The following is an 18,530-nucleotide window of genomic DNA, read 5'->3' on the forward strand; positions in this document are numbered from 1 at the left end:
GGATCACCGGGAGGAGCCGCGAGAAGGGGCCTTTCCGCAGGTCAGACACCTTATGATCGGCGTCAGCTTCGGTGATTCCCAAGCTTATAGCGCGGGCTCGATTCCCGTCGTCCGCGGCGGCGGGCCGGCCGCGGGGCGCCCGGTGCTGCGTACGGGCTGGGTCCGGGCCAGTTCGCGCGCCGTGGCCATATCGCTGAAGGGGAGCAGCTTCTCGCCGACGATCTGGTGGGGTTCGCTGCCCTTGCCGGCGATCAGGACCGTGTCGTCGGGGCCCGCTGCGGACAAGGCGAAGGCGATCGCCCGGCGCCGGTCGGTGTAGCGCCGGAAGGGGGTGCCCGTTGCCGTGAGGCCGGGGGCGATCTGGTCCAGGATGGCCTCGGGGTCCTCGTTGCGGGGGTTGTCCGAGGTCAGGACACAGAGGTCGGAACGGGTCCCGGCGATCTGGCCCATCTCGGCTCGTTTGGTGGTGTCGCGGTCACCGCCGCAGCCGAAGACCGTGATCACCCGGCCGCGGGCGAAGCCCCGGATGGCGGCCAGGACCTTGTCCAGGGAGTCCGGCGAGTGGGCGTAGTCCACGATCACCGACGTACCCAGCGGGGTTCGGAAGCGTTCCATCCGGCCCGGGACGGGCAGCATCCGGTCGAGCGCGTCGACCAGCGGCCCCAGCTCGTGCCCCAGCACGTGGCAGGCAGCCACCGCGGCCAGCGCGTTGGCCACCGAGAACCGGCCGGGGACGGGGATCGAGGCCGGGTAGACGCGTCCGTCGTGGTGGAGGGCGAACCGCGTGCCCGAGGCACTCACCACGAGGTCGGTGGCCCGGTAGTCGGCCGGGCGATCAAGGGCGTACGTGGTCACGTCACCCGGCATCATCGACACGATGGACGCGCCCACCGGGTCGTCGGCATTGACCACCGCGCGCCGGCACAGGCCCTGGAAGAGCCGCAGTTTGGCGTCCCTGTAGTCCGCCATCGTCCCGTGGTCGTCCAGATGGTCCTGCGTCAGGTTGGTGAAGACCCCGACGTCGATGAACGTACGGTCCACCCGGTGGGTAAGGAGCGCCATCGACGTGGCCTCCAGCACCACCCCGGCCGCCCCGCGGTCGCGCATGAACCCCAGGAGGTACTGCAGGTCGGGGGATTCCGGCGTGGTCAGCACCGATGGCGGCATGGGGATCGGTTCGTCGCCGATCCTGCTTCCGGCGGTGCCGATCACCCCCACCCTGGCGCCCTCGGCGATCCGCAGGACGGACTCGACCATGTACGAGACGGAGGTCTTCCCGTTGGTGCCGGTGATCGCCACCATCTCCATCTGCCGCCCGGGCTCGCCGAAGTAACGGGAGGTGACCACCGCGGCGGCCGTCCGCGCGTCGGGTACCCGGACGGCGCAGGTGCCCGCGGGCCACACCCCGGCCGGCAGGGCGGGTTCGCTGCTGTCGACGAGCACGGCGGCGGCGCCCCGGGCCAGGGCGGGCGAGACGGAGCCGGGGCCGCCCTCCCGGTGTCCGGGTACGGCGATGAAGAGCGAGCCCGGCTTCACCCGGTCGGCGTCGAAGGTGGTTCCCGCGGTGATCAACGTCGTGTCCGGATCACCCTGGAGAACGTGGTGCTCCTGCCCGGCCAGCAATGCGCTCAGCTTCACAATGATCCCTTCGAGGGGGCTCGGGCCCGGGCGTGCGGCCGTAGCCAGGCGGCAGTGCCGGCGGCATGCCGGGAAGCTGCTGTGGTGATGTGGAGCGGAGGAGCCGGAGGCGCGATGCGCTAGCCGTGGCCGTGCAGGGCGGTACGGCGCGTCCTGGGCGCTGCGGCGAGGGCCGCGCCGGTCGGGTCGACGGCGGTCGGAACCCCGGCGGCCGGGCGCATCTCGGAGGCGGCCTGGTGCAGGCACTGCCTCGAGGAACGTGTGCGACCCATGGGCCGAGTGTACGGCCCGCCCAGCGACCCGATGACCGCCTCTGCCTGCACGTGAAGGCCACCGGTCCGTCACGGCGGCGGCCGGCCGAAACCCTCTCCAGCCACCCCGGCCGGTATGGAGTGCTGCCTCCTCGGTCGGTGGGGGCTCAGCGACGCGGGCAGGCTGCCGGGGGGAACTGGGCGAAGGCGGGGAGGGCCAGTCCGAGGGTGCCCCAGCCGAGGAGGGTCGTGAAGGCCGCCGAAACGGCTGACCAGTGTGCCGGCACCGTGCTCCTCGTGTTCGTCTTCGTGCTGTTCCTCTTCGTGGGCCTGGCGGTGACCGCCCTCGGCCTGGTGATCATCGGCGGCCCGAAGGCCGGACTCCGCAACGTGAGGGAGCTGGAGAAGACCGGCGTCGAGGTCCCTGCGACCCTGCTCTCGCTGAAGCCCTACAAGACCTGCCCGGACGTCGTCTACGAGTACACGACCGCGGACGGTTCCCGGGCCCGCCACAACTCGTCCGCCGGCCGCAACCCCCTGCACGCCGTGGCGGTGACGGGCCTGGACCTCCTCCCCTGACTCACGTTCGCGCGCGAGGCACGCCGTCACGACGGCTCGAGCGCACCGTGCAGCAGGTGTTCAGCGAGTTCGGCCCGGAGTCGGCCGAGTGCCGAGGCGTACGAGGCATGCGCCTCGGCAATCCGGCTGAGTTCACCGAGGGTCTCCGCACGCCGTCGCTGCTGCTCGATGGGCGGAAGACGTACGGGAAGGTGGGCGAGAGCCGGAGAACTGAGGGAAGGGGCCGCCGTGGCTGCGGCACGGTGGGACATCCACTCCCTCGCATGCTGGAGCCCGAGATAGGTGTGGAGGTACAGAGGATCGATCTGGGCGTTCGGCCGCACCCGCAGACGCGTCACGTTCGAGCTGAGCAGCCAGCCGGCCTGCCGGCCCGAGACCAGCGCGGGTTGCTGCTGCACGCCCGTCCGCACACAGATGATGTCGTCCTGCTGCACCGCGTACTTCTTGAGACGATCGGCCGTCCTCCGTGACACTCGATGACGCGGCTCGTCCGTGATCTTCCCTGCGCCGAGATCCTGCGGAAAGACGAGGGGGACATCGCCGTCCTCCGTGCGGGCTGCCGCTGGAAGCTGGCTGTACGAGGGGCCCGCCTGAATCTCACACAGGTCTCCGAGGACTACCTGCGCCCACTCGCCCGGTCCCGAGCCGGCACGCCAGCCGGTCCCCGTTCCCTCCACCCGCCGCTCCAGCAGAAGCAGCTCGTTCCGAGCTCTTTCGGCCTCGTCACTGGCTTCGCGCAGCTGTGCGGCGAGGGGAACGGCCCCGTACGGTCCACCACCCACGTAATCAGCGGGCCGCAGCGAATACTCGTCGCCGACGATCTCCGCGTGTGCCACCACGGCAGCCGAGAAGCCCCGATCCGCGGCACGCCGTGCGCACTCCGCGCCGTCCAGGGACTCCTCCCCGTCGATCCACGGACGGACGACCGCCGTGATCGCGTCCCGATCCGCATCCCGCAACACTCGCCGACGCCGGTGCTTCTCCCCCAACCCCTGAGCGTCGACGAACAGGACACCTTCGCGCACCGGGTGTTCGACCCGCCGCAGCAGCCACAGGGCGACCGGCACGGGGGTCGCTGAGAACAGGTGGGGCGGCAGCGCGATGACGCATTCCACAGCTCCCCTGCGGACGAGGGCATGCCGGATCTCCCGCTCGGCGGAATTCACCGAGTTGCCCGCCTTCACGGGCATGACCACCGCTGCCCGACCGCCGGGGGCCAATGCCTTGAGGATGTGCTGCACCCAGGCGAAGTTGTCGTTGCCCCGTGGTGGTGCTCCGTACGGCCAGTCGCCCGTTCGCCGCCCCGGGCCAGGCGCGTCGCTCATGTTGAACGGGGGATTCGTCAGCACGACATCGACAGCATGCTCCCGCTCCGGCGGCCATCGATCGGACCGGGTACTGCCCACCTTCGGCCGCACACCGAGGTGGAGGAGGTACAGACTCGCGACAGCCTGCAGGCGACCGTCGAGAGTCTCGCCGTGCACGGTCCCGTCCGTGTTCCCCATGTGCCGGTACGCGGCCGCCAGCATCTCTCCGCCCCTCATGTAGGGGTCCAGCACCGTCGCTTTCTGCCCTGGGGACAACACCAGCGCCGCAGACAGCGACGCCAGGCCCACCGGGCTGCAGAACTCCGAGCTCTGCAGCTTTTCCCGGGCGCTGAACGACTCCCAGACGAGCTGGAACGCGCCCACGCCCGCACCGGCCGCCGTCCGTACGGCCTGGGTGAGATCGTTCCAGCTCCGCGGTTCGAGTTGGAGCAAGCTGCTGCGCAGGTCGGTGTGCACGCCGTTGCGGCGCAGCGTGTGCTGGGCCGCGTCACCAAGGGAACGCAGCAGGCTTTGCGCGTCCCGGGCACCTCGCCCCTCCGCCATGGCGTTCTCGATCCGACGCCACTGCTCCGGCTCCGCGTGCCGCACGTACATCACGATGAGGCAGAGATTCACGAAATCCGCCATGGCCGCCGGACCCCGTACGCGCTCCGCGAGCCGCATGAGCTGGTCGACGGCTCTGCTGTCCTCGGCTCCGGCCTGCGGGGACGCGCGCCTCGCGGTGTTCCGTTCCGCCTCCGGCTGCTTCGCGTCGGTCCGGCCGAAGCGTTCGGCGTAGGTGGTGCCCGGCTGCTCCCCGTCAAGCAACTGCCCGCGCGGAATGGTGCGGCCCACCAGCCACCGCGCGATCTCCGCCTCCCGGAAGAGCTCCATGTCGCCTGAGCGCACCGGGGTGGGGAAGTCCTGGTGGCGCCGGGCCCAGTTCGACACCGCCGGACGCTTGACGCCCACGCGGTCCGCGATCTGAGTCCGGGTGATCAGACCGATCTGTTCGTCGTGCGACGACTCCATCGTGGCTCCTCTAGGTCTGGGTGTTTGATCTTCCGATGTGAGGACCGTACGAGAGGAAGCACGCGTCAACCAAGTGCGCATGCACAGTGCTCAAGCAGCCATGCAGAGCGCATCAGAACCCCCTGACCCCGGATGTGTCACCATTTCAGCCCAGAAGAAGAAGAGATGCCTGGTCAGCTGTACGGCCCCGACTGCGCCAGATCCTCGATTCCCTCATTACAGGGGTTAACAAAAATTCAGAGGGCTGAAACCACCGCGCCCCCAGGACACAGGTCCTGGGGGCGCGGTGTCGCGGGGGTGGGTCAGAACAGCGTCTTGTACATCTGCCAGCCGCCGCCGATCGTCACCCGCGTGGAGAACGTGCCCGCGCCGGTGCCGTTGTAGCGCCACAGCACTCCAGCCGCATCTCGCGCGACCAGGTCCGCCCTGCCGTCGCCGGTGATGTCACCGACGCCCGCGAGCGCGTTGTAGGCCTGCCAGCCGGGGCCGACCTTCACGCGGCCGCCCAGCGCGCCCTTGCCGTTGCCGTAGTAACGCCACAGGACACCGGCGGCGTCGCGGGCCAGCAGGTCACCGGCCTTGTCGCCGTTCAGATCGCCGGTGCCGACGAGCGAGTTGTAGACCTGCCAGCCGGCACCGAGCGCCCCCGACCTGTCCGCCGTGCCCGAACTGATCGGCGGGGCGTTCTCCGTGGCGCTCGTCGCCCTCGCACAGGCCGCCGGGATCTCGCCGTCCATGCCGAACCCCGACGGCTCGCGCTCCGACGTCAACGGCGACTTCCGCTCCCAGGGGTACGCGAACCTCCTCGGCGGCCTGTTCCAGGCGCTGCCCTCCGGCGGCTCGATGTCCCGCACCGGAGTCGCCGTCTCCGCCGGGGCCCGCACCCGTTGGGCCGGGGTGATCTCCGGCGTCTCCCTCGCCCTCGTCGTCCTGCTGTGCGGGTCGCTCGCCGAACGCATCCCCATGCCCGTCATCGGCGGCCTGATCCTCGTCGTCGGCGGCGAGCTGATCTGGGGCAAGCGCCACGACATCCGCCTCGTGCTCCGGACCTCCCGGATGTCGTCGGCCGCGATGGTCCTCACCTTCCTCGCCACCACCCAGCTCCCCCTCCAGCGGGCCATCGTCCTCGGCGCCGTCCTGTCTCTGCTGCTGTACTGCGCCCAGGCCGCCCGCCAGGCCAAGGTCCTCGCCCTCGACCGGGACGATGACGGGGCCTGGCGTACCGCCGACCCGCCCGAGCGGCTGCCGCCCGGCGAGGTCACCGTCCTCGACTACGCCGGCGTGTCCTTCTTCGCCGAGCTCCCCCGCATCGAGGCCCAGCTGCCCGACCCGTCCGGAGCCCGCGACGCCGTCCTCGTACTCGTCGTACGGACCGTGCCGGACGTGCCGTCCTCGGCCGTGATCAAGCTCCTCGACCGGTACGCCCGGACGCTCTCCGACGCCGGAGGCCGGCTCGTCCTGGCCGGGGCCCAACCCCCGCTCGTACGAGCCCTGGAGGCATCCGGGCTGAGCGAGCGGCTCGGCGAGGGAGGAGTCGTACCGGCACGTCCCGAGCTGTTCGGGGCCCTGCACACGGCGGTCGCCGAAGGGCACGCCTGGATCGCCGCGCGGCGGCACGCGGGCACCGGTCCTGGTACCGCCCCTGACAGCGAGCCGACCTGACATTCGTAACAAAGTGCACATACCGCCATCCGGTGTTGAGATGGACCGGACCGCACCGCCGCAGAACGGAGCAAGAGATGAGCGCCCTCCCCTTCGAGGACACCACCGACTTCGAGAACGCCGACCGCGGTTTCATCGGCGCGCTGATCCCCGGCGTGATCGAGTCGGCGGACGGCCGCGTGGTGTGGGACAACGACGCCTACGACTTCCTCAAGGGCGAGTGCCCCGACACGGCGAACCCCAGCCTGTGGCGGCAGGCCCAACTCGCCTCGAAGCAGGGGCTGTACGAGGTCACCGAGGGCATCTACCAGGTCCGCGGCCTCGACCTCTCCAACATGACGCTCGTCGAGGGCGAGCGCGGTGTGGTCGTCATCGACCCGCTCATCTCCGCCGAGACCGCCGCCGCCGCGCTCGCCCTCTACCGCGAGCACCGGGGCGACCGCCCGGTCACCGGCCTGATCTACACCCACTCGCACGGGGACCACTTCGGCGGCGCCCGCGGGGTGCTGCCCCGCGGCACCGAGGAGGGCGTGCCGATCCTCGCCCCGGCCGGCTTCCTGGAGCACGCGGTCAGCGAGAACGTCTACGCCGGCAACGCGATGACCCGCCGCGCGGTCTTCATGTACGGCGACCGGCTGCCCAAGGCGCCCGACGGCCAGATCGGCGCCGGTCTCGGCATGACCACCTCCACCGGCACCATCACGCTCATCCCGCCCACCGTGGACATCACGGAGACCGGTCAGGAGGAGACGGTCGACGGCGTACGGATCGTCTTCCAGCTCACCCCCGGCACCGAGGCCCCGTCCGAGATGAACTTCCTCTTCCCGGATCACCGCGCGCTGTGCCTGGCGGAGAACGCCACGCACAACATGCACAACATCCTGACCCTGCGCGGCGCCGTCGTCCGCGACTCCCGCATCTGGTCCCGCTACCTCGACGAGGCCATCGACCTCTTCGACGGGCAGTACGACGTCGCCTTCGCCTCCCACCACTGGCCCACCTGGGGCCACGACCACGTCGTGCGCTACCTCTCCGAGCAGCGCGACCTCTACGCGTACATGCACGACCAGACCCTGCGCCTGCTCAACAGCGGCCTGACCGGCCCGGAGATCGCCGAGGAGATCCAGCTCCCGCCCGCCCTGGAGAACTCCTGGCACGCACGCGGCTACTACGGCTCCCTGAACCACAACGTCAAGGCGATCTACCAGCGATACCTCGGCTGGTTCAACGGCAACGTCGCCACCCTCTGGGAGCACCCGCCCGTCGAACTCGCCAAGCGGTACGTCGACCTCGCCGGCGGCCCCCGACAGGCCCTCGCCAAGGCGCGCGACTACATCGAGCGGGGCGACCTCCGCTTCGCCGCCACCCTCCTCAACCACCTCATCTTCGCCGATGCCGGCGACTCCGAGGCCAAGGAGACCCTCGCGGGGGTCTACGACCGGCTCGGCCACGGCGCCGAGAACGGCACCTGGCGCAACTTCTACCTCACCTCCGCCATGGAACTGCGCCACGGCGAGAACGCGGCCCTGCTCGACGCCGCCAACCCCGAGATGGTCATGGCGCTGACCACCGGCATGCTCCTCGACTCGATCGCCGTCCGCATCGACGGCCCGCGCGCCTGGCACGAGGACCTCACCCTCGACCTCGTCCTCACCGACGAGGACACCCGCCACCGCCTCACCCTCCACAACGGCGCCCTCACCCACCGCACCCTCCGCCGCGAACCCCGCACCCCCGCCGGCCTCACCCTCACCCTCACCAAGCCCCAGCTCCTCGGCGTCCTCGCGGGCAAGGGCCTCGACGGCATCACCACCGACGGCGACCCGGCCCTGCTGACCCGCCTCTTCTCCTACGTCACCCAGCCCGACCCGGGCTTCCCGATCGTCACCCCCTGAACCCCACGCCCCCGTGAAAGGACGCCCCATGGCCACGCTCACCGCCTGGAAGTTCCCCACCCCCGACGGCGCCGCCCAGGTCGAGGAGACCCTCCTCTCCCTCCAGAAGCAGGGCCTCGTCCGGGTCCACGACGCGGCCGTCGTCACCTGGCCGGAGGACCGCAAGCAGCCCAAGACCAAGCAGCTGCACAACCTCACCTCCGCCGGCGCCCTCTCCGGCACCTTCTGGGGCATGCTGTTCGGCCTGATCTTCTTCGTCCCGCTCCTCGGCGCGGCCCTCGGCGCCCTCGGTGGCGCGCTCGGCGGCTCCCTCGCCGATGTCGGCATCGACGACGACTTCATCGAAGGCGTCCGGGGCGAGGTGAAGCCGGGCACCTCCGCCCTCTTCCTCCTCACCTCCGACGCCGTCCTCGACCGCGTCCACGAGGCCCTCCCGGCCGGCAGCGCCGAGCTGATCCGCAGCAACCTCTCGAAGAACGACGAGGCCAAACTCCGGGAAGTCTTCGACGCCTGACGCCCCATGGCTTCCGGGCTCGAGTACCGGGTGATTCCCAAGCTTCTAGCCCGGGTTCGATTCCCGTCATCCGTTCGTGAACGAAGGCCCCGGTCAGAGACCGGGGCCTTCGCCGTTTTCCCGGCTTCTCTCCCTCCAACCAGGCCGGGTCTGATCGAGTGAGAAAGTAGGCGTGTCGGAAGGAGAGTGAGCGCCGAGTGGACGACACCAGCCGCATAGCCCTGCTCATCGGCTCGGGTGAGAATCCGGAAGCGGAGCATTCGCTTCCCTCCCTGGCAGCAACGGTCGCCGCGGATCTGCACGTGTTGGGCGCCGCGCTGGAAGGCAGCGGCTACGCGGTGGAGACACTGTTGAACCCCACTCGGAACGCGATCGCCGAACGTATCTCCACGCTGTCCTCGACCGCACCGCGCGGCAGCACTCTGCTGCTCTACTTCACCGGCCACGGCGTCCGCATCGGGACCACCGACTACTTGGTGCCGTCCGACGCGCGTGCCCCTGCCGGCACCGACGACGACGCGGACGGGTGGGAGCAGCCCCACGTGCGGGAGTCGCTCCTGGAAGCCGACATCAGCCGCTATCTGTCCGCGTGCAGGGCCGGCACCGTGCTGTGGCTGATCGACGCCTGCCGCTGGGGGAAGGAGGGGCCGGCCTTCGGCAGCAACGTCGTCAAAGGTCCGCCCCACAGCGGGTTCGCCATGATGACGGGCTGCGGACCCGGCGAGTCCAGTGGCTTCGCGGAGAGAGGCAGCTTCTTCACGGCGGCTCTCGCCCATGCCTTCGACCCGCTGACCGAGGCCACCACCGTGGAGGAGGTGTACGAGCAAGCCAGACGCGACACCCGGACCTCTTCGATGCGCGCGCAGGCGGGCCCGCAGCAGGTCCTGATCCACTACGGCACCGACCTTGCGGAGCAGACCCGGTCTCTCCAGGTCGCCGAGGGCAGAAGGCTGCTGGAGCCCTGGCAGGACGTCGTCCGCACGCCTGCCCTTTGGGAGCGGGTCCCCGAGGGTGACGCGGAGATCGTCGCCCACTTCCAGGAGTGCCTGTCCTCCTTGGCCGCACAGGCCGCTCGGCATGTCCAGCGTGCTCAGAAACGGCTGCCCGATCCGTGGGCGGACGACGAGTTCCCGGTCCGGCTGCTGACCGATCGCCTGCCCAAGCTCCTGCCCAAGGACGCCGAGCTGTCGGCGCTGGAGGTCACCGCGCTCATCGCCGGCGTGCTGTTGCACGAGATGTCCTGGGCCGAGCGGCTGAGCCAGGCCGCCGAGCTGTCCCCCCGGCTCACACGGCGACGGACCACGGCGGACGAACAACGGCGGCACTACGAGCAGATCACCGAGCACTACCCCCAGATCACCGAGAAGCTCAAAGACGCGTACCTGTGGCTGACCAACCCTGCGGACGACCGCCACGCCGTCACGCTGTGGCTGGTCCACCGCTGGATCGAGGAGCGGTTCGCGACCGACGAGGAGGCCGTACCCGCCGCCCCGGCCGACGACTTCGTCGCCCGGCTCCTCGACCTACCGCCGCAGACGACGGGCGAGCAGCTCGGCGGCCGGGCAGCGGCACTGTCCACGGTGCTGCGCGCGGTCGCCGCGGGCCCCGTCATCGGGGCGCCTCCGGACGATCAGCTGCTGCCACCCGGCCGTCACGTCGTCCGCAGAATGCCGTGGCGCCTGCGCGTGCGTCCCCTCGCGGCGCTGCTGCGGCTGGCGGGACTGCTCGCCTTCGACGCCCGATGCCTGCCGGAAGTCCTCGCTGAGCACCTTGCCGTATCCGATCCAGTGGTGCCGGGCGAGGTGCTCTCCGTGCTCCGGGACGCGTTCTGGGATCTCGACCAGGACGCGAGCGCCTCGTCGTATCTCCATCTCGACGCGGTCTGCCCGCACCCGGCGATTCACGCAGCACTCGCCACGGTCGTCGAGGACGCCGACGACCTCGGGCACCTGCTGCGCGAGTCGGCACGTCACCTTCCGCAGGACGAGGCAGCGCTGCTCAGCGGCCTCCCCGTACGTCTCTCCGACCAGCGGCTCCGGGCGGACCGCCGGCACGGTGTGGACGCCTACGACGTCCCGCTCTCCCAGTTCTCACTCGCGCAGACGGAGATCCGCCGGCTCTTGATGGGCGAGAAGCTGTACGAGGGCGAGCCCCAGCTCGCCCTCCGAGAGCTGTACCAGAACGCCATGGACGCCTGCCGGTACCGGGAGATGCGCTACCGGTACCTTCGGGGTCTGGGTCGGGAACAGGGGGCGTGGGCGGGCCGGATCCGCATCGAGATGGGTGAGGACAGCCGCGGCCCGTACGTCGAGTGCGTGGACAACGGCGTCGGCATGACGGCCGACCAGCTCAAGAGCACCTTCACCCGGGCCGGCCGCCGCTTCGACCAGTCCCATGCCTTCCGGCGGGAGCAGGCCGCGTGGCTCCGCCACGACAGTTCCCTGCGGCTGTACCCCAACAGCCGTTTCGGCATCGGTGTCTTCAGCTATTTCATGCTGGCCGACGAGATGACGATCGTGACCCGGCCGGTCGGCCCGGACGGGCGTCCCGCCGCGCGGGCACTGCGCGTCGAGATCCCGGTCAGCGGCAGCCTCTTCCGGGTTCGCGAGGAGGACGAGCGCCAAGGCGCGGCGCTGCCCGAGGGCGGCACGCGCGTCCGGCTGCATCTGCGCGAGGCAGGGGCGCTGGACGCGAACTCCGTCGTGGCGCTGCTGCGTTCGATGGTTCTGATCAGCGAGTTCCGGCTTGAGGTGCGTGACCTCGACGGCGCGGAGGAGATCTGGCTGCCCGGACAGCTGAAAACCGGCCGGGAGAAAGGCTCGTTCTCCGCCAGGTTCGCCATCGAGGCGGTGCCAGGCACCTTGTGGTGGGTCTCGGGCGATGGAGCGATCGTGTGCGACGGGATCGCCACAGACAAGCGGACGTTCGGGTACGTGCTCAATCTGTCGGGTCCGCACGCCGGGGAGCTCAGCGCCAACCGGAAGAAGCTGGAGTCCTACGACATCGGGTGGGCGGCCGAGCAGCACGAGCGGGGCGCGCGCGTGCTGGCGGAAAGCCCCGAGCTGCGCCTCCCGTGGCTCTGGGACATGGAATCCCGGGAGCGTTCCATCGCCCGCATCCTCTGGAAGGCGCTGCGAGGTCGAGGCGTGGTCGCGTCGGACGACCTCGGTCGGCGGGTGAATCTCGACGAGGTGGGCTGGTTCCGGATGGACGCCAACTTGGGGGACCCGCGTAGGGCGCATAAGGAAATGGGGCCCAAGGGGGCGGTCCGGCCCTGGCGGCGGGCTGCCCTCAGTCCCGGGTTCCGCAGCTCGAAGGAAGCGGTTCCGTTGTCCCTCTCCGGCCACCCGGTTCCGCAGCCGGGCTGGTCGGATATCGCGACGAAGGTCGGGGACGACTGGCGTGGCGCGGTTCAAGTGGCCCTCGAGCAGGACACCACCGTGGCGGAGGTTCTCCGCGCAACCCGCGGCCTGCGCATCGCCCATCCTCGGCTGGCGGGGCCTGCGGTTGTCGGCGACGGTGACCTGGACTGGAACCCGGGTTTCACCGACTGGCTCGTCATGAATGGGCTGTTGGGCAGCGAACGCGACCCGATGAGCAGCCTCCAGGTCACCGTCTGGGGCCAGCCTCTGCCGCGGGAGCGCCGGGCCTCCCTTGAGATCTTCTACCGACACCCACCCGACGATCTGTCCGGCATCGTCCGGGCCTCCGCACATGCTCGGCAGCCGCTCGGCGAGCTGGCCGAGGCGTGCGACCGGTACGCGCCGTTCGTGGGCAAGCCCCTGGGCGCCGTCCCGGATCACCACCAAGACCACGTTTGCACAGACGCCGAACTGAGGCTTCTGTACCTTCAGGAGGACGAGCACCACTGGCGTCCCGCCATGCATCCCTGGGACGTTCCCTTGGTGGCAGCCGCGACCGGCCTGGACGTGGGGGAGGCGCAGCGCCGCATGGCCGCGTTCGCGTGGCTGGGCCGCCCCGCGCCCGATCCGGTCCTGGCCGTCCGGTGGGCCGAGGTCCCGTCGGAGATCTCCGACGTCATGCGCCACTACATCGTCCCCGGCTCCGGAGGCCGGCCGGAGCTCCTCTGGGGCGCCGCCATCGAGCTGGCCGCAGAGTGCGAACTGAGCGTGTGGGAAGCCGAGCGGGCCCTCGCCCGCGCGGCAGAGGGCGTCGGAGTGGTCCACCGCCGTCGTTACACCAAGCGCTCCCCCGGCAGGGACACCATTCCCTCGCTCGAAACCGGCCGTCTCGCGCGATGGCTCCACGGGGAGGGCATCCGTCTGGAGGGCGGCGTGTCGCTCCGGGACCTCTCGTTCGTCCGCTCGCATGAGATGTCGTTCGACGACCTCGCCTGTTACCTCGAAGACCTGAGGGAGGCCGAGGTTGACCTCCCGGACGCGGCGAACCTACTGCGTGCCTGGGACGAACTGCCCACGCCCAGCAGATACGCGTTCTCCGGCGAGGACCCGAGCTGGTCCGGTGCCGACTACCCCGTGCCGGCGAGCTCGGCCGTGCTGTTCACCGGAAGTCAGCGGCTTCGCCAGAAGCTGTCCGTCCTGTGGGACATCGCGCGGCGGGAGGCCCGCGACCTGGGACTGAACGCGGCCTTCGTGGCCCCGGAGCCGCCCGACGGACTCAGGAATTTCGTCCCGACGTGGGACGAGATCGCCGCGCTGGTCGACGTCGGTCCGGACGAGGACAGTGACGGCGAGTGGTTCGAGACCCCTCATTGGGTCCCGGTCACGGCGCAGAGACTGATGGACTACGCCCGTGCCCGTACCATCGGCGCCCGGACGGCTTACCAGGCTCTCGCTCCCTTACGGGTCATCGGCGCCCTCGTACCGGAGCTGACCGCCGATGCCGAGGCAGCTCTGCCGGAAGAGGTGCCCAGCGCCCACGACGCCGTGGCAGTCGACCCGGCATACCGCGTCTCCGAGCCCGGCACCGGCCTGCTGCCCCTTGATCTGGTCAGCATCGCGGGCCGTCTGGGTGAGTCCGTACTACACACCTGGCAGCGGCGCGTCACGCCGTATCTCGGGCTGGAGCAGGCACCGCCGTCGATCACCGACGTACCCGACGTGGTACCCCTGTGGCAGGACCTGGCGATCCTCTCCGAACGCCACGACGGGAAACTTCCGGCGCTTACCGGTCATGTCGGGCAGGACCGTCTGGAGCGCTGCGCCCTGGCGGTGGAGGAGACGCCCGAGTGGGTGCGACGTCGCCTGGAGATCTACGCGGGGATGTTCGCCGTCCGGCTGGAGGGCACCGCCGACAGAGGAGACAGGCCATGACGACCACCGCCCGGCACGATCACGGTGTGCCGTACGCCGACGAGGATCTGGGCGAGATCGACGCCGCTCTGTTCACTCAGGAACCGGCCACGGGCGGAGAGGGCGTGGTCGTCGCGGGGGCGTGCCCTCGCTGTCACGGCACGACCAGAACGCTGTTCCCGTGGGGACGGCCAGGCGTGGGCACAAAGGGGGCACTCAGCCTGCTCTTCGGAAGAGGGGCCACCCGGAAGGCCGAGGACGCACCCGAACCGCTGCTTGCGGAGGTGCACTTCTGCGAGTGCGGCCATCCCCATCCGCAAGGCCCGCCGGACACGTCATTCCTCGGCTGTGGCGCAGTCTGGAGACTCCGCCGATGAGTGTCCGTTCTGAGCGCCGCTGGGCCGAACTCGCTCGTGACCTGGAGTTCACCAGGCTTCCGGAACTACGCAGACAGGCGGAGGGGTGGCGCACCGGTCTCACGGGATTGACAGCCCTACTCGCGGTCCTCGTGCTGCTGAAGGGCCGCGACAATCTCGTAGACCTGCCGACGGCGGCTCGCGCGATCGCCACGGGGCTCCTGATCACAGCCTTCGTGTCCTTGGTCGTGGGCTCGCTCCTGGCGGCGCGAGCGGCGCACGGCGCCCCGGAGCGTGAAATCCTCCTGGGCGGTCAGGCCCTACGCCACTGGACCGGACAGGAAGTGGCCCGGGTGACACGGGCGCTGGCCTGGGCCTATCTGCTCTGCGTCCTCGGAGTGGTCCTGGTAGTCGGAGCACTCGTCATCGCGTGGCTGACCACACCGGATTCCGGTACGAAGCCGGTCATGGTGCGGACGACCACCGGCGTGCTGTGCGGGGATCTGATCCGCGCCGACCAGCAGCACGTGGAGATCAGGACCAAGGCGGACGACAAGCTCACCTTGCCGTGGGCGGCGGTGGTGAGCGTCAAGCCGGCCAAGACCTGCGATTGAGCACTCCCAGGACCGTGGGGGCGTGGGGCGGGGAGTGCCACGTGGCCGAACTGGGCTTCGGGGTTGTCGGGTGGCGGGTCAGCCCTCGTCGATGGTGCAGGCGAGGTAGAGGTCGACAAGGTCGCGCGGGCGGTCGAGGGGTCACGGCCGGTCAGGTGCTGGATACGGCCGATGCGGTAGTGGAGGGCGGTGGCGATCCTGCGCCAGGCGCTGTTGTGGTCCGGGCAGGCGGTCAGGGTGCGGACCAGGTCGACGTCGTGCTCGGCGTCGTACTCCTGGAGGGGGCCCACGAGGCGGCGGTAGGAGGCGGCGGCTGTCGGCAGCACGCCGGCGAGGAGCAGGAGGTGGGAGTCGAGGGCTCGGACGGTGACCAGGGCCAGGCGGGCGGGGCGGAGGGCGGCTGGGCGGGGTTCCTCCACAGCGCGGGCCAGGCCGAAGGCGATGCGGCCGCCCTCGGCGGCCGGCTGGGCTGGCGTGCCAGTTCCGTGCCACCGCTGCGTCTGGTTGGTCGGCGAGGGGGGATTTTGACCTCTGGGTCAAGAACGCTGCTACGGTGGGGCCATGGGCAGGCCGAAGCAGTTCGATCCGGACGTCGCGGTGGAGCGCGCGATGGGTGTGTTTTGGCGTAAGGGGTACGCGGCGACGACGCCTCAGGACCTCGTGGACGAGATCGGCATCGGCAAGGGCAGCCTGTACAACGCCTTCGGCAGCAAGCACGCGTTGTTCGAGCTGGCCCTGGCGCGGTACCGCGATTCTCAGGCCGCGTGGCTGGAGGCGCTTCTCGATCACCCCGGTTCGGCGAAGGACCGGCTGCGGGGAGCCCTGGAGGCCCTGATCCACCTCGACCTGGGCGATCCGGACCGGCGCGGCTGCATGGCGGTGAACACCGCCGCCGAGCTGGGCACATCGGACGCCGGGACCGCTGACACGGTGCGCAAGATGTTCGCGCGCACCGAGAGCGCGTTCAGGGCCACCGTCGAGGAAGGCCAGCGGGCCGGCGAGATCGCCGGCGACCGCGACGCGGCGGCGGTAGCCGGCTGGTTGCTCGCGACAGTCATCGGAATGCGCGTGCTGGCGAGAACCGCCGAGGACGCCACACAGTTGAGGCGCGTCGCGGACGCGGCGATGAGGTCGCTGTAGTCGGCGCCGGCGACGGCAGCCCTATGTTTTCGGGCTCATTTTGTACCTCTGATTCAAGAATATGTGGGGAGTGGGACATGGAACTCGATCTCGCCGGCAAGACCGCGGTCGTCACGGGGGCCAGCCGGGGTGTCGGCCTCGCGATCGCCCGGCAGCTCGTCGCCGAGGGCGTCCGGGTGGTCGGGGCAGCCCGGACGATCACGCCCGAGCTGAAGGAGATCGGCGCCCACCCGGTCGCGGCCGACCTGAGTACGCCGGAAGGTGCCGAGGAGTTGGGGGCACAGGCGCTGGCCGCACTGGGTGGTGTGGACGTTCTGGTCAACAACCTCGGTGGTGGCGACGAGTTCACCCTGAACGGGTTCCTCGCGACCAGCGACGCCCTGTGGGCGCAGAGCTTCGAGGTCAATCTGTTCGGCACGGTCCGGGTCACCCGCAGGCTGCTGCCGAGCATTCTGGAACGCCGCGGCTCGGTGGTGAACGTCTCGTCGATGAGCGCGCGCCTGCCCGGCACGGGCCCCATCGAGTACGGCGCCGCGAAGGCGGCTCTCAACGCGTTCGGCAAGGCACTGTCCGAGGAGTTCGGACCGCGGGGCGTACGCGTGAACACCGTCTCCCCCGGACCGACGCGCACCGGCATGTGGGAAGACACCGACGGCTTCGGGGCCCGGCTGGCGCAGGCCAGCGGCGTCGACCACCGCGACTTCCTGGCCGCGGTGCCCGCGGCGATGGGCATGAGCACCGGGCGCATGGTCGAACCCGACGAAGTCGCGGCCGTCGTCGCGTTCCTCGCCTCGGACCGCGCGGCAAGCGTGACCGGCGCCGACTACGTGGTCGAGGGAGGCGGCATCAAGACGGTGTGAGACGAACTGCCCGGTGCCAGCAGGGGCTTGAGGAGCCGGTCAGAACTCCAGTACCTCGCGGTCGAGCGGATAGCGCGCGTGGTGAGGGCCCTCGTGCGGCGAGGGTGTGATCGGGAGGACGCCGGTCGGCTGGGTGCCCAGGTTGTCGTCCCAGAGGCGGGGTTCGACCTGTCCGACGACGCGGAACTTCCGGAAGGTGAACGGCGGGCTGTCGGTCGGGAAGAACTCGGGCGTGGTCATCACCTGGAAGTGCAGGTGCGGCGTGGTCGAGTTGCCGCTGTTGCCGATCAGCCCGAGGACCCGGCCGGGTTCGACGCGGTCGCCTTCCCGGACCTTGAGCGAGCCGGGCGCCAGGTGGGCGTAGAGCAGGTAGCGGCCGGGCGCGACCTCCACGGTGACGTGGTTGCCGACGGTCTGCTCGATCGGCGGGACCGGCGGCGTGACGGGCGGTGTGTTGTCCGGGATCCCGTCCTGGACCTCCACCACCCTGCCGCCCGCCGCCGCCACGACGGGCTGCCGGTAGCTCAGGTAGCTGGTGAGCCGCGCGGGGTCGCCCTCCCAGGTCTGTCCCTGCTCGCCGACCCGGTACCAGTCGATCGCGAAGCGCTGCGGTACGTAGAAGCGGCCGTTGATCGGGCCGAGGCCGCGCCGGTGGTGGGTGTTGCCGCAGCACGACTCGCTGGAGTACCAGGTGCCGGGACGGACCGGCGCGTCCAGGTTCAGCGGCTCGGTGCGGTCGGTCGGGGTGATCTGGACCGTCTCCTCGAACGGGGAGGAACCGGAGGCGGTGAGGACGGCACCGGAGAGGTGGTGTTCGAGGACCTTGGGCACCCGCTGACCTCGGTCGAGGGCCAGGTCGAGCCAGACGACCCACTGCTGGGAGCCCGGGATAACGGTCGGCGTCGGCCCCGGCGGCGCCGGTGTGTACCCGTCCGCACCCGGCAGGGGGTCGCCCACCGGGTTGGCGGCATCGGCCAGCGCCTGGCCGCTCAGCGAGCCCACCACCCGGTGCGTGCGGGCGTCCCGGACCTCGACCCGGTCCAGCCGCACCCGCGCGGTGCTGGGCAGCGCGTTCGTGGTGAGCAGTTCGTACGAGAGGTGCGTCTTGCCGTCCGTGGCCCGGAACGGCGCCGGTTCGGTCAACACGGCCGCCGTCAACGGCGTGAACTGCGGGCCGGGCGCCGGCGTGGTCGGGCCGGTCCCGTATCCGGGTGCCGTCGAAGCCGTCAGCATGCCGACCGCGAGCACGGCGGCGGCGAGCCCGCGCCGTAGCGTGCTGCGGCCGGTGCGGTTGCGAGGGTGGCTCTCTGCCATGGCGCTCTTCCAGCCGTCGGGTCCGGGACCGTGAAGGGCACCGGCACGCCTCACGCCGAGGCGCAGGCCCATGTAATCCGGCCAAGCGTCGCTCC

14 protein-coding genes are annotated in these 18,530 nt (G+C 70.5%); 9 read left to right on the forward strand and 5 right to left on the reverse strand.

Translation table 11 applies throughout. The annotated features are described in order from the left end of the window. Window positions 1-84: 84 nt before the first annotated feature. Complete coding sequence (locus ABT034_RS02955; RefSeq protein WP_351210596.1) at window positions 85-1,638, reverse strand: UDP-N-acetylmuramoyl-L-alanyl-D-glutamate--2,6-diaminopimelate ligase; 1,554 nt, start codon at window positions 1,636-1,638, stop codon at window positions 85-87. A 119-nt stretch (window positions 1,639-1,757) separates the two neighbouring features. Next, a complete protein-coding gene (locus ABT034_RS02960) occupies window positions 1,758-1,910 on the reverse strand; it encodes a hypothetical protein (protein WP_351210598.1) in 153 nt (50 codons plus the stop codon). A 228-nt stretch (window positions 1,911-2,138) separates the two neighbouring features. On the opposite strand from ABT034_RS02960, the gene ABT034_RS02965 reads away from it, so the two are divergent. Then, window positions 2,139-2,468 (forward strand): hypothetical protein, encoded by a 330-nt coding sequence (locus tag ABT034_RS02965; protein ID WP_351210600.1) that lies wholly within the window; start codon window positions 2,139-2,141, stop codon window positions 2,466-2,468. Window positions 2,469-2,494: 26 nt separating this feature from the next. On the opposite strand, the gene ABT034_RS02970 is transcribed toward ABT034_RS02965, so the two are convergent. Both ABT034_RS02970 and ABT034_RS02975 read right to left on the reverse strand, forming a co-directional pair. After that, a complete protein-coding gene (locus tag ABT034_RS02970; RefSeq protein ID WP_351210602.1) occupies window positions 2,495-4,807 on the reverse strand; it encodes an N-6 DNA methylase in 2,313 nt (770 codons plus the stop codon). Window positions 4,808-5,109: 302 nt separating this feature from the next. Next, a complete protein-coding gene (locus ABT034_RS02975; RefSeq protein WP_351210604.1) occupies window positions 5,110-5,544 on the reverse strand; it encodes an FG-GAP repeat domain-containing protein in 435 nt (144 codons plus the stop codon). Between ABT034_RS02975 and ABT034_RS02980 the strand changes: the two genes are divergently transcribed. From ABT034_RS02980 to ABT034_RS03015, 8 genes are all read left to right on the forward strand, one after another. Further along, entirely contained in the window at window positions 5,498-6,469 is a 972-nt protein-coding gene (locus ABT034_RS02980; protein WP_351210606.1) for a SulP family inorganic anion transporter, read from the forward strand. The genes ABT034_RS02975 and ABT034_RS02980 overlap by 47 nt on opposite strands. Before the next feature lie 77 nt (window positions 6,470-6,546). Beyond that, entirely contained in the window at window positions 6,547-8,364 is a 1,818-nt protein-coding gene (locus ABT034_RS02985) for an alkyl/aryl-sulfatase (protein ID WP_351210608.1), read from the forward strand. A gap of 28 nt (window positions 8,365-8,392) precedes the next feature. Beyond that, window positions 8,393-8,878 carry a DUF1269 domain-containing protein gene (locus ABT034_RS02990; RefSeq protein WP_351210610.1) on the forward strand — a complete coding sequence of 162 codons (486 nt, stop codon included), beginning with the start codon at window positions 8,393-8,395 and terminating at the stop codon, window positions 8,876-8,878. Window positions 8,879-9,075: 197 nt separating this feature from the next. Next, on the forward strand, window positions 9,076-14,172 hold the full coding sequence (locus tag ABT034_RS02995) for an HD domain-containing protein (RefSeq protein WP_351210612.1): 5,097 nt from the start codon (window positions 9,076-9,078) through the stop codon (window positions 14,170-14,172). Further along, window positions 14,169-14,528 (forward strand): hypothetical protein, encoded by a 360-nt coding sequence (locus ABT034_RS03000; protein WP_351210614.1) that lies wholly within the window; start codon window positions 14,169-14,171, stop codon window positions 14,526-14,528. Before ABT034_RS02995 ends, ABT034_RS03000 begins: the two co-directional genes overlap by 4 nt. Then, entirely contained in the window at window positions 14,525-15,121 is a 597-nt protein-coding gene (locus ABT034_RS03005; RefSeq protein ID WP_351210616.1) for a hypothetical protein, read from the forward strand. Before ABT034_RS03000 ends, ABT034_RS03005 begins: the two co-directional genes overlap by 4 nt. Before the next feature lie 561 nt (window positions 15,122-15,682). Beyond that, entirely contained in the window at window positions 15,683-16,261 is a 579-nt protein-coding gene (locus tag ABT034_RS03010; RefSeq protein WP_351210618.1) for a TetR/AcrR family transcriptional regulator, read from the forward strand. A 77-nt stretch (window positions 16,262-16,338) separates the two neighbouring features. Continuing rightward, window positions 16,339-17,121: an oxidoreductase gene (locus ABT034_RS03015; protein WP_351210620.1), complete on the forward strand. Its 783-nt coding sequence runs from the start codon at window positions 16,339-16,341 to the stop codon at window positions 17,119-17,121. Between the two features lie 39 nt (window positions 17,122-17,160). Here ABT034_RS03015 and ABT034_RS03020 read toward each other — a convergent pair whose 3' ends face one another. Beyond that, entirely contained in the window at window positions 17,161-18,435 is a 1,275-nt protein-coding gene (locus ABT034_RS03020; RefSeq protein ID WP_351210622.1) for a M23 family metallopeptidase, read from the reverse strand. Window positions 18,436-18,530: the final 95 nt, after the last annotated feature.

The organism is Streptomyces sp. NPDC002773 (genome assembly GCF_040295605.1).
Taxonomy (GTDB): Bacteria; Actinomycetota; Actinomycetes; order Streptomycetales; family Streptomycetaceae; genus Streptomyces.